General features: G+C 60.2%; 8 protein-coding genes and 1 pseudogene. 5 read left to right on the forward strand and 4 right to left on the reverse strand.

Features of this window, described 5'->3' with window-relative positions:
- Positions 1–34: 34 nt before the first annotated feature.
- Positions 35–1,195 (reverse strand): DNA cytosine methyltransferase, encoded by a 1,161-nt coding sequence (locus ACFVWT_RS14040; RefSeq protein ID WP_390248715.1) that lies wholly within the window; start codon positions 1,193–1,195, stop codon positions 35–37.
- A 675-nt stretch (positions 1,196–1,870) separates the two neighbouring features.
- Here ACFVWT_RS14040 and ACFVWT_RS14045 point away from each other — a divergent pair.
- The 4 genes from ACFVWT_RS14045 (at position 1,871) to ACFVWT_RS14060 (ending at position 8,603) form a co-directional block, all read left to right on the forward strand.
- Positions 1,871–2,914 carry a reverse transcriptase family protein gene (locus ACFVWT_RS14045; protein ID WP_390248799.1) on the forward strand — a complete coding sequence of 348 codons (1,044 nt, stop codon included), beginning with the start codon at positions 1,871–1,873 and terminating at the stop codon, positions 2,912–2,914.
- Between the two features lie 85 nt (positions 2,915–2,999).
- Entirely contained in the window at positions 3,000–3,476 is a 477-nt protein-coding gene (locus ACFVWT_RS14050) for a very short patch repair endonuclease (protein WP_390248717.1), read from the forward strand.
- Between the two features lie 901 nt (positions 3,477–4,377).
- Positions 4,378–7,365, forward strand: coding sequence for an McrB family protein (locus ACFVWT_RS14055; RefSeq protein WP_390248719.1), 2,988 nt, complete (start codon positions 4,378–4,380; stop codon positions 7,363–7,365).
- On the forward strand, positions 7,365–8,603 hold the full coding sequence (locus ACFVWT_RS14060) for an McrC family protein (RefSeq protein ID WP_390248721.1): 1,239 nt from the start codon (positions 7,365–7,367) through the stop codon (positions 8,601–8,603). The genes ACFVWT_RS14055 and ACFVWT_RS14060 overlap by 1 nt, the downstream gene beginning before the upstream one ends.
- A gap of 1,385 nt (positions 8,604–9,988) precedes the next feature.
- Here ACFVWT_RS14060 and ACFVWT_RS14065 read toward each other — a convergent pair.
- Positions 9,989–10,543: pseudogene (locus tag ACFVWT_RS14065) on the reverse strand (DeoR/GlpR family DNA-binding transcription regulator); the annotation flags it as partial.
- Between the two features lie 435 nt (positions 10,544–10,978).
- Between ACFVWT_RS14065 and ACFVWT_RS14070 the strand changes: the two are divergent.
- Positions 10,979–12,271, forward strand: a complete 1,293-nt coding sequence (locus ACFVWT_RS14070; protein ID WP_390248723.1) for a DGQHR domain-containing protein — start codon at positions 10,979–10,981, stop codon at positions 12,269–12,271.
- Positions 12,272–12,451: 180 nt separating this feature from the next.
- Here the strand turns inward: ACFVWT_RS14070 and ACFVWT_RS14075 are convergent, their stop codons facing one another.
- Both ACFVWT_RS14075 and pdxA read right to left on the reverse strand, forming a co-directional pair.
- Positions 12,452–13,231, reverse strand: coding sequence for a DeoR/GlpR family DNA-binding transcription regulator (locus ACFVWT_RS14075; protein WP_390248725.1), 780 nt, complete (start codon positions 13,229–13,231; stop codon positions 12,452–12,454).
- Between the two features lie 64 nt (positions 13,232–13,295).
- Complete coding sequence (gene pdxA / locus ACFVWT_RS14080; RefSeq protein WP_390248801.1) at positions 13,296–15,677, reverse strand: 4-hydroxythreonine-4-phosphate dehydrogenase PdxA; 2,382 nt, start codon at positions 15,675–15,677, stop codon at positions 13,296–13,298.
- Between the last annotated feature and the right edge of the window lie 11 nt (positions 15,678–15,688).

A 15,688-nucleotide genomic window follows, 5' to 3' on the forward strand; every position in this document is an offset into this window, starting at 1 on the left:
TGTTGATGCTCCCACCATTTATACATGACTGGCCTCACAAAGATGCGTAGGCGTTGAGGTCCCTCATGAATGAATCGTCGTACCGGAGATTACTTCTCAACAGCCGCGAGGCAAACCCTCTCGTGGCCTTGGCGGACAGCGGGTTCGAACCGCGATCGTCAAGGACCCGTTGCAAAGTGAAGGCGCGGCGCAGAGGCCCGGTGACCGGACCCTCCGAGACTTTTAGACAACGCACATGTCCATCAACCGATAGTCCTGCCGTGCCCCATCCGTGCTTGACGTCCAGCTCTCTTGACAGCTCGACGCTCACCAACTGGTCATATGCCTTGAGGCCTTCGGCGATCCACCGCACGGCCGGGACCGCTACGGCGTTGCCTACTAATTTCCAGCGGTCCCTAACCGGCGCGGCAACGGTCCAGCCTGGGCGGAATCCTTGCAAAGTCTCCAGGGCTTCAATGGAAGGGGTCCTAAACTTTGATTCAATGTCAGCGTCTGGCAACCAGATTGCAGGAGCGGACGGGATCCCTCTAGTCGTCGATCCCTTAATAGTCGGTACGACCCCGTCTCCCCATCCGACACCCCGATTTCCTTCAGTCCAATAGAAGCCGTGAGCTTTGTGGACACGGCCAGTTGCGGTCGGTTTGGTACCAGTAAGCGTTGCCTTGTCTCGAAACAGTACTCGCTCCGGATCGTGGTGCCGGCTCGCCAAAAGGAAAACGCGTTTACGTCGTTGGGCGACGCCAAAATGCTGGGCGTCGAGTGTTCGGTAGCACCAACGGTATCCAGCGTCGCTTAGCATCCCCCCGATTATGGCCATGGCCTCGCCGCCCTTGAGCCGCAACATGTTGGGGACGTTTTCCAGCAGTACCCATTCAGGACTCTGGCGCTGGACTGCGCGGAGAACTCCAACTATTAGGCCCGATGCATCGCCTGAGATTCCGGCAAGTCTCCCGGCCGGAGAGAGGTCAGTGCAAGGGAACCCTGCGGTGACTATCTCAGCGTCATGAAGTTTGGGGGGGAGATCCTTGACGTCCCCGAACAATTGAGCAGAAGGAAAGCGTGTGCTTAGTACCGCACGGGCTGACGGCCAATTTTCGTATGCCACCATGGTTCCGGTGAAGCCGGCCTTGTGAAACGCCTGCTCGAACCCTCCGACGCCGGCGAAAAGGCTAAGGATTGTTGCGTTGTGATCCATACCGTTCAATTCTCGGGTTTGCTGCGGGGCCGACTGCCACCCAATGTCAGAGTGTCCATGGAACCCATTGGCCCTGAGTGACCGTCAGCTAATTGGCTGCGCTGCCGTTGGGTCCGACGTCATTCTGGCTCGCTGGCCTCGTCCAGCATCGGCGACTTGCTGGATCAAGGATATATGGACTGGAAGCTCGCAGAGCTGACACTGCGTTCCTAATGGTTTGGGACTCTGGAATCCACGCAACCGTCACGGTGAGGGCGCAACGTGCTGGGCTCTTTTTAAAGGCCCGGGCCGCGCCCGGGAAGGCGCAGCGCGCGATCCAGCGCTAAGCGGGCGGGAAACTGTCACCCCTTCCCACCAGGAAGACGGCAGCCACGGATCGGACCATTTTGCTTCCGGTCATTTGACAGGGATTGAAGTTTGCAGATAGTTTCCGCTGAGAGTAAGGCCGCAGATGCCTAGGGTGGGCCAACCGGTCAGTTCGAAATGACCGGAGAAGCCCTATTAGCGTTTTCGCGACACGCTGGGTCACTCAATTGAAGTGGCTTTGGACTAGGTGGATTTTCATCGTAATTCTGAATCAAGTAGGTATTGGCGGCCTTACTCCCCGGGCAGCCCGGACGAGACTCAACTTGCGATAGGTGCGAATTGGCAGCAAAGAATTCTCTGTTCCTTGACTTGAATCAGGTTGCGCGTTCAGGCGGAGTTAGTCGTCACCTCCTGGAGGATGTCATTGCGCGACGAATCGACCCCTATCATGAATTCTCCCTTCCGAAAGCCCGGAAAGGGTCCAAGCGAGTCATTGCTGCCCCGATCCATGACCTGGCCCAGGTGCAGCGAGCGATCTTGTCTAGGCTGACGTCAGCAACGAAATTCGACGGTACTAGTTTCGCATACAGCAAGGGCGTATCCATCAGCGACTGTGCTGTCAAACACTTAGGCGCTCGCTGGCTCGTAAAGCTTGACTTGGCGGACTTCTTTCACTCCGTCGACGAAGATCAGGTTGCGAGGGTATTTAGCGCCAGGGGCTGTGATTCGTCTCTGTCTAGACAGCTTGCGAGACTATGCACCCGGACACCAATGGGTAGGCCGGACGTCAACGGGAGGCACGCCCCCAGTGGCTTCGGAGATTCTCGGCCCGGGACAACGGAAAATCGACTGGGTCATTTGCCTCAGGGTGCTCCGACGAGCGGAATGCTCGCCAATCTTGTGGCCTATAGACTGGATCTCTCGTTATCTCGCTTAGCTCTAAAAAGTGGACTTAAGTACACGAGATATTCGGACGACCTCACGTTTTCCTCTCAAGGAGAATTCTCGCGCCAAGATGCACTACATTTTGTCCGGTGTGCGCGGACGCAGATAGCATCCCATCATTTCACGATGCACGAGGGGAAAATTCGGATATGCCCGCCGGGGTCGCGGCTTCAAGTCTTGGGGCTACTTGTGGACACCGACCGTTTGCATCTCAGGTCTGACTTCAAGAAAACCTTGAAATGGCATGTGTACGGTTCTTCCCGCTTTGGCGTAGGAACATACTCGGCGTCCAGAGGGTTCCCCTCGCCGCAAGCCTATCTTTCTCATGTACACGGACTGATGTCCCATGCTGTTGACATTGAGCCGGAGTGGGCTCGCCCCCTGCAGACGTCATGGCTGGCTCTGTCCGAGGTTCAGTCCTGCCGAGAAGGGTCCGAGGTTTCCGTGAGGGTCGCACCGGAAGCCTGAGCCCGCCTAGGGCGACATAGGTCCTCCTTGGCGGTGCCGGTGTCGGTGTGGGTCCACCGTCTTTGGCCGGGTTTAGGGTGGATAGATGAAGGACCACAGTTGGGCGTCCAGCCCGGCGGCCCGGAAAATAATGCAAGGCAACCGTTCCAAGGACACTGCGCCCGAACTGGCTATCCGCCGGGCTGTTCACGCGCTCGGTCTTCGATACCGAGTAGCCGTACGCCCGCTCCACGGCATTCGGCGAAGCGCTGACTTGGTATTTCCGCGTGCCAAAGTGGCAGTGTTCGTCGACGGGTGTTTCTGGCATGGTTGCCCAGAACACTATCGGGAGCCGGCATCGAATATCGAATTCTGGCGCCTCAAGGTCGCTACTAACCGCGCCCGGGATATTGAGACAACGGAGCTATTCAGACTTTCAGGATGGGTGGTGCTGCGTTTCTGGGCACACGATGACCCGATGATTGCGGCCGAGAAGATTCGCCAGGTTGTCGGGCAGAGGCGGAGCCACGTCGCAAATCCGCACGATCGTCCAGACCAAGGCATCGACGGAGCCGTTCGCTGAATGGGCATTTACACCAAAGTTCCGTACGTCCAATTGTGTTGAAGGATTGAAGGATTGAAGGATTGAAGGATTGAAGGATTGAAGGATTGAAGGATTGAAGGAGCATTTATTGCGACACATTGCCTCTAGGATGGGTCGCTACGTCCACCGATTCCAATGAAGTGGCATTACGAGTCGAGGTGTGTGTCTCTTCAAACCTATCCATATTCCCCAGGTGACCCCGAGGCCCAGAATCGGATGATTCTTGACTCCGTGTTCGCCTGAGTGGCCGCCGCGAGTACCGGATCACTTCAGGCGTCTTCGAGAACTTCCAAGCGGCCGAACAAATTGGTCGCCTTTGGGCTGTGGAGAAGTAAATTCTGGAGTTCCGTCGACAAATATGCCCTGCCCTGGGCGCGTTGCACGGGCTCACGATTCGGAGAGCACCGTCGACGCACTACTTTGAGCTGAGTTGGTGGTCGGCCATCGCCAGAGGGGGAACCTAAGGGGGCTTTCCCCAGACAAGCCGTCGAAGGCGTCATCATCGCCCAGGAAGACGACCGACGGATTCGCCGGGCACGTCCATCGCGCCGAGCCTGCGGTTCATGGAGTACCGTGTCGAATTCCATCTGGAGCCAGTGACTGGCCAGTGAAGGCGAGGAGCCAGCCCCGCTGGGGCGCCCACGGGTCAAGATGCAGTCGATGCTGTGTCCTTACCGGTGACTGTCTGTGGACATGCTGTACTACTTGGGTTGGGAGCTTCGATGGGCAACTAGATCGGGCGGTCACGCCATGTGGGTGAGCCGTAAAGTCCCGTCTGTATGACAAAGATTGGGGTCAAAATGGTAGCGGTTGAGATTCGGCGATGGCCGGCGTCGGCAGCGGGGGCATGAGGATGAGTCCACAGGAGTGGGACGTTTTCATGAAATTTGCGGCGCCGTTCGCCAATACAGTCGATTTGGATGCGGAGGAGTACGAATACAAGCTTGCTCTGTCGAAGCGTCTGCAGGTGACGCGTGCGGCCTACCTGGACGGCAATTCTGAATGGTTCGAGATGCTGCGCAGGGACATCTCCTCCTCGAATCTCATGAATCAGTACTTCATGATGCGTCTAGTGGATCTGGGCCGGACTCGTCCGGAAGAGTTGCGGCGGGTCGTAGACATTCTCTGGCGCGGCGATCCCGACCCAAAAGGCATCGACGAGTTCACGGCGCAGCTGAGGCCGTACAGCCCCGAACAATTCTCGGTAGGCGGGCTAGTTGGATTCGCGTCGATTCTTCTTCTCGGCAGGGACCCCCTCGTTTATCCGCCGTACCGCGCCCGCGCCGTCAAGAAGTTTCTCAAGCTCGTGGGCTGGGAGGACCGAGGCGCCAACGGAACACCGTCCGAGCGCTACCAGCTCTTGCTCGATGCGCTCGACGAAATGCTCCGGTTGGCTCCCGAACACGGCATCAGGCTTCGGGACCGGCTCGATGCCCAAGGTCTGCTTTGGACCGTAATGAACGTGGATCCAACCGCTGACTGGACGCCGGAGCAGGCCGCGAGCCTCCAGCAATGGCGCGGAGACAAGGCTCCGGCAGCTGCGTTTGACCTGAGCATCGCAGCCGTTACCGTAGCGCCGCGGACTGAGGCCGCGGCGCGGATGATCATCGAAACCGGATTCCGCGGTGAGCCGTCACTTATAGACGGCGTTACTTCCACCTGGACAGTTGAGAACGCGCGCGACCTTGCAGGTCGAGGTGAGGCGGATGTCGGCACTGGAACATTTATGGCCAAGTTCGAACGCCAGCTGAAGGGTGCAAGACCAGCCACCATCCTGTTGGCAGCTGAACTGGCGTATTTGCAGGTTCTGCCACTGAGCAATGTCGGCGTAACCACCAAGGTGGCGCGCATAAACAAGATCCTCTCGTGGATCGAGGGGGCCTCTGTAGTCCTTCCGGCCCCGCTTCGTGAGGGGCTGGAAGCGGAAGGCGCGTTCAACGGCGGCATGGGGTTTAATATCCAGGTGGCTGACCATATGAAATGGCTGTCCAGGCTCGTCGAGCATGTCGCCGCTCAACCTGTGAGCCTTATTACCGCAGGGCTGGAAGATCCCTGGACGTTCCGTGATATTACCCAGTCGGTGCCGGACGACAGACCAATGATCCGGTACAGCATCGACTACCTTGCATGGCCGGGCCACCTTCCGCCTGTGGTCACGCGCGACCACCGCATCGCGATCTGGCAGGCCTTCGCAGGCATCATCGGTGGGACGAAAGGCCGGAACATTAGTGACGAAGGTGCTATCGCCAAAGACCTGCACGCCATTCGCCTTGTTCAACAGGGCAACGCCAACCAATTCGTCGAGTGGTACGAGGAACCGTACTTGAGTCAATGGCGGACCGGCTCCGAAGATTCGGGACAACGCGCCTGGCTCGTGCGGCAAAGCCAAGCTGGATCCGCGATGCTTCAGCCCTGGTTGGAGGACGGATTCGTATCCACTCCTGCACAGCACCTGGGGTCTCCCGTACCAGGCTCGTCGCTGAGCCAGATCCAAACAGCCGTCAACAAGGGCTACCAGCACCTCGAATACTCAGAGCGGAAGCTCCGAGCCACGGAGTACCACCGGTTCCTCAGCGTCATGAAGGTTGACGACTTCGTGGTCACTGCCTTCGAAGACTGGCTTTACCTCGGTATCGTGACCGGAGAGGCTCACTACGCCGACGATGCTTCGTCGCGCCTGCGTCGATCCGTGGCATGGCAGAAAACCCCCGTTAACAATGACGATGTTCCCGCACCGTTGCCCCGCCTCTTGGCCGAGCAAGGGGCAGTAGTTGATCTCACGGAAGCCTTTTCCATCATTACGTCGTGGTTGGGCGTGGAATCTGAGATCGACGAAGAAACTCAAGAAACGGCGCCCACGCCGCAGATCGCCGTCGTGCCTCAGCTGCGTGCGGTGACGCCAGAACTTGCCCGGAAATTGAACGTGCAAGAGGGGCACCTGCAAGAGGTGATCCGACTACTTCAGACGCGGCAGCAGGTTGTCTTCTACGGGCCGCCCGGTACCGGCAAGACCTATTTGGGAACGGCAATTGCCAAATTCCTTGCGGGCGAGGAGCACTCGGACCATGTCAAGACCGTCCAGTTCCACCCCTCCTATGCCTATGAAGATTTCTTCGAAGGGTACCGGCCAGTCAAGAGTCAGGACGGGAGTGTGGGCTTTAGCCTGGAGGCGGGGCCGCTGCGGCGAATCGCTGACGAGGCGGCGTCCGAGGGGAACCGAGACAAACCGTATTTTCTGATCATCGATGAGATGAACCGCGGTAACCTTGCCAAGATCTTTGGTGAGCTGTATTACCTGCTGGAGTACCGGAATGAGGGTATCAACCTTCAGTACAACCCGGACAAGGTCTTCGCGCTCCCGCCGAATCTCTTCATCATCGGCACAATGAACACTTCGGACAGGTCCATTGCCATGGTGGATGCCGCCATCCGTCGCCGATTCGCATTCATCGAATTGCATCCGCAAGACGGCATAATCTCGGGACTCCTCGAACGGTTTCTCAAGGCGAATGGGAAGCCTTTGTTGCGGGCAGAGCTGCTGAATGCCTTGAACAGCGAGATTGAGGAGACGAACCGAGATCTCATGATCGGTCCGTCGTACTTTATGAAACCGCACGCCGAAACTGATGAGGGCCTCGAGGATATTTGGAAGTTCGAGCTGCTTCCATTGTTGGAAGAGCAGTACTTCGGACGATTGAAGCGGGAACAAGTCAGGGAGAAGTTCGGACTGTCGGCTATGCGACGCAAGGCTGGCGTGTTGACGGGGCCTGTGGATCTTTCCATTGCACCGGATTCGTCCGAGCTTAACGGCGAGGGGACCGAGGAGCTCGAGAGGTTGTTGACGGATGCGGAAGACACGTCGCGCTGATGCTTAATTCGATTGTCTTGGACGAGCTGCAGAGCTCTGCCGAGTCTGTGGACCTGGACCCGGAGGTTGCCGCGACGCTCCGGGACACCGGGTTGGTGACGGTGCTTCCCGCTCACGGCGGCATGTGGACCATACTCCCTGCAGGGAATGTCGGGGCCGTGCAGGTCGGCCAGCTCTTGGTCGAGGTGAAACCCAAGCAGAAGGTGGGGCTGAGCCGGCTGCTGTTCCTCCTGGGGTACGCCGCCAACCCGGGGTTCCGGCCGGACGACGTCGCCGGGGTTGAAGACACGGATTTGTTCGCTGCCCTGGGAGAGTCTTTGGCCCGACATGGTCTTCGGGCTTTGGACCGCGGTGCGCTGAGCGGTTATGTCCATGTGGAAGAGTCGTTGCGGACTGTGCGAGGGCGCATACGGGTTGGGGATCAGATGACCCGCCGGCCGGGGATGCTCCTGCCGCTCGAAGTCGCTTACGACGACTTCACTGTGGATATCCCAGAAAATCGGATCCTGCGTGCTGCCGTGCGGCTCATGATGCAGGTGCCAAGGCTCTCCGGAGACGTGCGTTGGAGGTTAGCCCATCTGGATTCCAAGCTTGATGGGGTTTCGGAGCTACGCTATGGCGTCCCATTGCCTGTCTGGACCGAATCCCGGCTCAACGAGCGGTACTCTCCTGCGCTGCGGTTAGCGGAGACCATCCTCCGGAACATGTCTGCGGAAGCCGGGCTGGGGCGCCATTCCGTGGCCTCGTTCGTGGTGAATATGGCGACGGTGTTTGAAGATTTTCTGACGACGGCGCTGAAGGAGGCGCTAAACGTGTATCCGGGGGAGACCGTCGGCCAATACCCCGCGTTCCTTGACGAAGTAGAGCTTCATGGCCGCACCGGCGATCGAGTCCGGATGCTGGTCGATATCGTCCATACCATCGGGCGCCAGCCGGCCATGGTGTTCGATGCCAAGTACAAGGCCGCTTCGCCTTCCGGCGCGTATCCAAATGCTGATCACTATCAAATGTTGGCCTACTGCACGGCGCTGGAAGTTTCGAGAGCCTGGCTCGTTTATGCAGGACCAGGGAAACCGCGCCTGCGGCGCATCCGCAACACAGAAGTTTCCGTCGTGGAGTTTCCGATCGATCTTTCGCAAACGTCCAATGACTTGTTGATCACGGTGAAGAGCTTGGCGGAGTCGGCATTCAACGAATTTTGGGTCACCCGAGGACCGGGCATTCGTAGCGCGTCCTAGGCTTTGAGCTGCCGCCCGTTGCATAAATTGCGAGATGACCGGCGTGAGACTTCCATGGACATGCATAGAGCGTTCGAGCCACAAGTCTTGCAAAGAGTAATTCCGAGTGGACGGGCTGAAATTTCAAGTAGCGATACTTGCAGACTGGGACGACGCTCCTCGATAAATTACAGGCAGTTCGTAAAATTACCGATTGTGCTTCAAATAATCCATCGTTTCGGAGCCTAGATGTCCAGTCCTCAATCGATTGAACAGCGATATTCACACATATTAGCAACAGTAGAAGCTCGGGACAGGTCACAAGAGGCGTGGTCGCTGAGTGATATTAGGAGAGTACTGAGCGAAATCGATGACTTGCATGCTCGACTTCTCGGCGACCCCAACGTGTCATCAAAGGTACGGGTGGGAGTCTATGAGCTAATGCATCGATTTCGCATAGCGGAAGAAGAGATTTGGGAAGATGGCAGGCGAGTTTTTGCGGACTATTCGCGGACTCATGCGCCCAACCCGTTGGACGTCGCCCGGCAACCCCACTGGGCAGTGCCATTCCTGGAGCGGATTGCTGCCCTTGAGGTCGGCTCGACGGACTACCTTGAACGCTATCGCAGTGCACAAGCGCTCCGCGAAGAGCTGGCAGGGATCCGTCCACTTGTCCGGGAAAGGGGTTGGGGCCGAGATCTGGACATGCTGGACAGCATCAGTCGGAGGGCCAGAATTCTCCAGGAGCGAATAAGGGCAGGTTCTCAGTCCCGACTTTCCGGTAGAATCTCTCGACCGTGGTTTCGCGTTTATCTCGGTGGGGCTCCTGGAATGGGGAAGAGGTGATCTGCTTTGCAGGGCAGTGCCGGCCACAGTGCTGACGTCACCGGGGCTGGGTCAACAGCGCCAACTGAAGGTAAAGTCACTGACCATCATGGAAAGTGACTTTACCTTGGATGTTGGGGCGCAGATACGGAGCCGTAGCTTTACAGGCCCAACATCGACCATGTCCGGTCCTGTGTGTACAGCCGCTATCGTGGCTTGGTCACCGGGATCGCAGATGCCATCGAGACACCGCAGCCGGCGGAGCTCTTCAAGCGCGCGGAAGACATAGCAACCGCTGCAGAGGAGTCAGTGCTATGGGATCGGGCTGGGGAAAATACCAGGGCATTGCCAACCGGCCTATTCGGTTCGCTCGGGTTCCAAGTCACCTATCAGTAGGACACACTTCGTTAGATCGTGCTGATCAGTCGGATTGATCCAGACGTCGTTGCGACGAGTATCCTTGGGCTTGATTGAGCAGGACGCCCTGGTTGGCTTCATGATGCCGTGCCGACGAGGGGGCACTGCGGGAGGGCCCGGAGGATGAGGAACTCGCGCCTTTTCTGCAAGTGTTGCAGCAAAAGTTAGCTCGGCGAAACCTCAGCCACCTCAACCTCAACCCCCGCGTCCCTAAACTTCGCCACCTGCCCCGCATCGGCGCCGTCGTCCGTCACCAAAGTCCACGGCAGCGCAAGCCGCGCCCACGCATGGAACGGCCGAAGCCCAAGCTTGGACGAATCTGCCAAGACGTATACCTCACGGCCGCGCCGGGCCATGAGCTCCTTGAGGCGGGTCTGGGCGTGGTCGGCCTCGCAGATGCCGTCCTCGGCGGTGACGGGGTCAGCGCCGAGAAACACGCGGTCGAAGCTCATCCGCTCCAGCGCCGCCTCGGCCAGCGGTCCAACAAAACTTTACGAAAGGCTTCGCAGCCGGCCGCCCAGGCAGTCCACCTCGATGCCCTCGGAATCGGCCAGCTCCTGCATGGTGTTGATGCCCGGGGTCGTAACGGACAGCTTTTCGAAACCCCGCAGCTCGTGGGCCAGGGCACCCACGGTGGAGCCGGCGTCGAGCAGGATGTTCTCACCGGGCCGGATCACGGACGCCGCCCAGCGGGCAATCGCATGCTTCTGCTTAAACGCCCCTTGTACATCGATCCTCCTTGCGTGTCTTCTTCCTTGTCCCAGGGAAACCTTCACCACAGGCTGCGCAAGAAGGCGTGGAGCGTTGTACGCGAGATCCAGGAAGGGGCCTGCCCCAGCGTCTCGGCAACACGGCCGGAAGCACGCAGAGCGAGCCGTGTCAGGCATGGAATTGTCACAGGTCGAGCTTGGACGAGTCCGCCAGGACATAGACGTGGTTGCCCCGCCAAACCATCACTTCCTTGAGCCCGCGTCTGGGCGTAGTCGACCGGCGTCGCATACGCTGCAGCCTGATCGGGGGAAAAATCGGCACCACAACAAAAGTTTCAAAGGATGTTTACAACATGCTGTTGTGGTTCCACTGTGAACAACTACCAAGAAAATGTTGACATAGCTGCTTCAGGCGTGTAGCTTGTTACTTGTAAGGAACCAAGCATGGTTCCGAATCTTGAAGCCTGGACTTGTCGCAAACATTACTCTTGGTTCTGGGATTCCGATAAGAACAATCGGATTGGAAAAATCAAAATGACTACTGAAGTGATTGATAAAAGCACCCCGGATTTCGTAGCTGAAAAGGCGGAGAGTTCCCGGATGAGCATCAAGACTGTTCTGGAGCCGGGAAAGTCCGCACTGGCTTCCCTCACTCCTGATTTGTTGAAGAAGCTGGCATTCATCTCGACTTACAATGACGTCGATCCGCAGTCGCCGTCCCCAAAAAATCACGGCTACCAGCGGAATCCAATGACCGAACGATTCTCGGGCATTGGCAAGTACTACATGAAGGGCCGGAATCGGGAACTGATTCCGGCGATCATCGCTTCCGTTCGTGTCTATGACGATGCTCAGATCAAAAAATTCCATGAGCTTTTTGAGGCCGGCGATATCGACGGCATCCACGCCGCATTTGATAAGTCCGTATTTTCCATCGTTGACGGTCAGCACCGACTGAATGGGTTGTACTGGGCCTGGGAAAAAGATGAAGAGTTCAACGCTGACGTCCCCGTCATGCTCTTCTACGGCCTGAGGTATGCCGAAGAGGCCGCCCTCTTTGACGACATCAACACGAACCAGCGAAAGCTTCCAAAGGCTCTCATCGAGGTAACGAAGGTGTACACCGAAGAAGGTGATGGCAGCCACGCGCAAGCGGTCCGCGAAATCTCCTTCGCAGTGGCCACTGACGGCGATTCGGTTTGGGATGACCGCATCAACATGACAGGTGCCCGGGATGCGAACCGTTCCGTCACGTATGAAGGCCTGCGTCGGGCAACAAGCCAGATGTTTCCGGAGCGCACTCTTGACCGGTTGCGGGCTCGCAAGCTGGCGCCAAAAGAAGTGGCCAAGAAGTTTTGGAAGATGGTTGCAAGCGCTTGCGAAAATGCCTGGCTGGAAAAGACACGCATGGTACGGAACCCGGAGAACGGCCAGCTTGAAGAAACGGAAGTCAGCTACAGGTTGAAAGACCTGGTTGGTGTCGCCTCGCTGGCGAAGCTTGGCCAGGACGTAATCACCAGCTGCCTCGAAAAGTCCAAAGATGACGAAGAGTTTTACGAAGTCATGGCCGACCTTGTCGGCCGCCTCAGTGAAGTCGATTGGGAGAAAGGGAAGCACAATCCGTGGATGGCGTCACAGGCTGGGTTTGCTGGCCAGAAGGATCTTTATGAGGTTCTCTACAAGCTGGTTTACCTCGGAGAGTCTCCCGGAGAAGCTTCTCATCCGGGCGAGCAGTAGATGACGAAAAGGGACGGTGATCCAAGATCACCGTCCCTTTTCGCTGCCAGAAAAAACCTGGACTTGTCGCTCTACAAGTCTAGCAACTGCGTCCTGGACTAACGAATAGGGGCGCCTGTTATGAGCAGGCGTCATTTCACTGGGTTTCGACATCCTCACCTACGAGGTGGATGGACAGGCTCAACCACCGGCCGATACTTCAGCCACCTCAACCCCAACCCCCGCATTCCGGAACTTCTGCACCTGCCCCGCATCGGCGCCGTCGTCCGTCACCAGGGTCCACGGCAAGGCCAAACGAGCCCACGCGTGGAACGGCCGCAGGCCGAGCTTGGACGAGTCTGCCAGCACGTATACTTCACGGCCTCGCCGGGCCATCAGCTCCTTGAGCCGGGTCTGGGCATGGTCGGCCTCGCAGATGCCGTCCTCGGCGGTGACGGCGTCGGCGCCCAGAAACACCCGGTCGAAGCTCATTCGCTCCAGCGCCGCCTCGGCCAGCGGGCCCACAAAACTTTGCGAAAGGCTCCGCAGCCGGCCGCCCAGGCAGTCCACCTCGATGCCCTCGGAATCGGCCAGCTCCTGCATGGTGTTGATGCCGGGTGTGGTCACGGACAGCTTGTCGAAGCCCCGCAGTTCGTGGGCCAGGGCACCCACGGTGGAGCCGGCGTCGAGCAGGATGTTCTCCCCGGGCCGGATCACGGACGCCGCCCAGCGGGCGATCGCGTGCTTCTGCTCAAACGCCTCACCCGTCCGCTGCCGCAGCGACGCCTCCGGGTGCGCGCCCAATGCCATCGCGCCGCCGTAGGTGCGGGCCAGCCGGCCCTGCCCGTTCAGCAACGCCAGGTCGCGACGGATGGTGGAGGCCGTCACCTCGAACCGGGCCGACAGCTCCTCCACGGACGCCAGGCCGGTGGTCACAGCAAGGTGGTAGATCTCCTCGCGCCTGGCATTTGCGCTCAGCATTCCCGGTCTCCTTCGCGTGGGCGTGATAACCATGCTAGTTCCGGCCCCCAAGAAAACAGCGCTGCTACACGGCCACGGAAGGCCGGGTGGCCATCTCCGCTGCCTGGTGCAGCGCCTCCACCATGCTCCGCGGATCAGCGATCGCCTTGCCGGCAATGTCAAAGGCGGTGCCGTGGTCCACCGACGTGCGGATCACCGGCAGGCCCACCGTGATGTTCACGCCGGCCTCGATGCCCAGCACCTTCACCGGGCCGTGCCCCTGGTCGTGGTACATGGCCACAACCAGGTCGTAATCGCCCCGGCCGGCCAGGAAGAACAGCGTGTCCGCGGGCAGCGGGCCGGTCACGTCGATCCCGGCAGCCTGCGCGGCCTTCACGCCCGGTTCGATCTTCTCCGCTTCCTCGCCCTGGCCGAACAGCCCGTTCTCGCCGGCATGCGGGTTGATGGCGCAGACGCCGATCTTCGGGTTCGGGATGCCCGCCCGGACCAGCGCCTCATGCCCGCGGCGGATGGTGCGCTCCACCAGGTCCGGGTTGATCTTGCGGATGGCGTCCATCAGCCCGATGTGCGTGGTCACGTGGATCACCCGGATCTTGGGCGTGGAGAGCATCATGGACACTTCCTCCGTGCCCGTCAGCTGCGCCAGCAGCTCGGTGTGCCCGGGGAAGATGTGCCCGGCGGCGTGCAGCGCCTCCTTGTTCAGCGGCGCCGTGCAGATGGCCTGCACCCTCCCGGCCATGGCCAGTTCGCTGGCCACCCGGATGTACTCGTACGCGGCGTGGCCGGCCACGGGGGAGAGCTTCCCCCACGGCAGGTCCTCCGGCAGCAGCGCCAGGTCGATCACGTTCACCCGGCCCGGCGTGAACACCGCGTCCTCCACGTTCTCGATCACTTGGATGTCCGCCTCGATGCCCAGGACATCCGCGGCCTGGCGCAGGCGCAGCGCGTCGCCGATCACCACCGGCCGGCACTCGGCGTTGCTCTGCGGATCCAGCACGGCGGCCACCACCACCTCCGGCCCCACCCCGGCGCCGTCGCCCATGGTGACGGCCACGATGGGGAGGGCGTTCTGCTCGGTCTTGCTCGTTGCGGTTGTCATGTCTGCTCCAGATCGTTCGGAAGTCTTGCTGGGAAGGGTGTTGGCGGGAGCCGGCGCGGACTGGCCGCGGCGCTCCCGGATTTGGTCGTAAAGCTGCAGGAGGGCCAGGTCATTGCCGAAGCTGCCGGGCTTGGTGCCCACCAGCGTTCCGTCCTCGGCGCGGCTGAGCACCGCCCCGTGCTGCACGGCCGCGAGCGGCACCAGCCGGTGGAGGCCGACGGCGTCCAGGACTTCCCGGGCCGTCTCGCCGCCGGTGAGGATCAGGTCCGCGTCCGATCCCTTGGCCGCCTCGGCGGCGAACGTGGAAAGGGCGCGGACGATGCCGGCGGCTTTTGCCGGGTCCACCCGTCCGGCCACCGGGGTGACGGCCACGTTGCTGCCCGCTGCCAGGACCTGCCGGACTTCGGCCAGGTCCGATTGGTACGCGCCGGTGGCGCCGGCATACAGCGGGTGCAGCCTTATCACTGTGAAACCGCGCGCTTCCAGCTGCGCCAGCTGGGCCTGCGCTGTTCGGGAGGCGGAGCCGACGACGGCGAGCACCGGCCTGGCGGATCCCTGCGGTTCAGTGGGCGTTGCCTCAGCCTGTGCCCCGGATTGCGTGTTTCGCGCAGGTTGTGCAGCGAGCCGCTGCGCGAGCACGTCCGCGGTTCCGCCGGTACCCACCAGCACGATCCGGCGGCCGCCGGCGCTGAAGCCGAGTGCCAGCAGGGCGCCCACCACGAGTTCCAGGTCCTGCACGGTCTCGCCGTCCGCCACCACCACCTCTGGCTGCCCGGATTCCAGCAGCCCGGCGAGCTTCGCGGAAACTGAGCCGAACCGGACCCCGGCCAGATCCAGTCGCCGCACCGAGCCCGGATCCTCCGGGCGGAGGAGCGAAGGAATGTCGGCGGGCGGCGCGGACAGTTCGGCCTGCCACAGCTCCGTCTGGGCCAGGGGAGTCCCGGCAACGAACGGCCGTCCGTCAAGGACCGAGCGCTGCAGCTGGGGGAGTGCCCCGGCAATAACGGCGTGGTAGCCCAGCCCAGTCAATGCGGCGAGTTCGGCACGGATGTTCCCGCGCCACAGCGAGTCGATCTTCTTGAACGCCACCTGCGCGGCGGCAGCTAAAGAACTCGAGAAGGCCTCAGCCACCAGCGCCCCGGCAGTGGCTTCGGGAAGTCCGCGCGAATGCGTATCGGTGACCACCACGTCGGTGACGTGCCCCTGCGAGGAGGTGCCGCCGTCGTGCGTTGCCTCAGGGTTGCCCGTTCCGAGCAGGACCTGCGCGGACAGCCCATGCTCCACAAAGCAGTAGCCAACCTCGGCGGCGCCGGAGAAATCGTCGGCCTGCACATACACGGAAGCCACATTGCTCCTCT

Source organism: Arthrobacter sp. NPDC058288 (assembly GCF_042880995.1).
Lineage (GTDB): Bacteria > Actinomycetota > Actinomycetes > Actinomycetales > Micrococcaceae > Arthrobacter.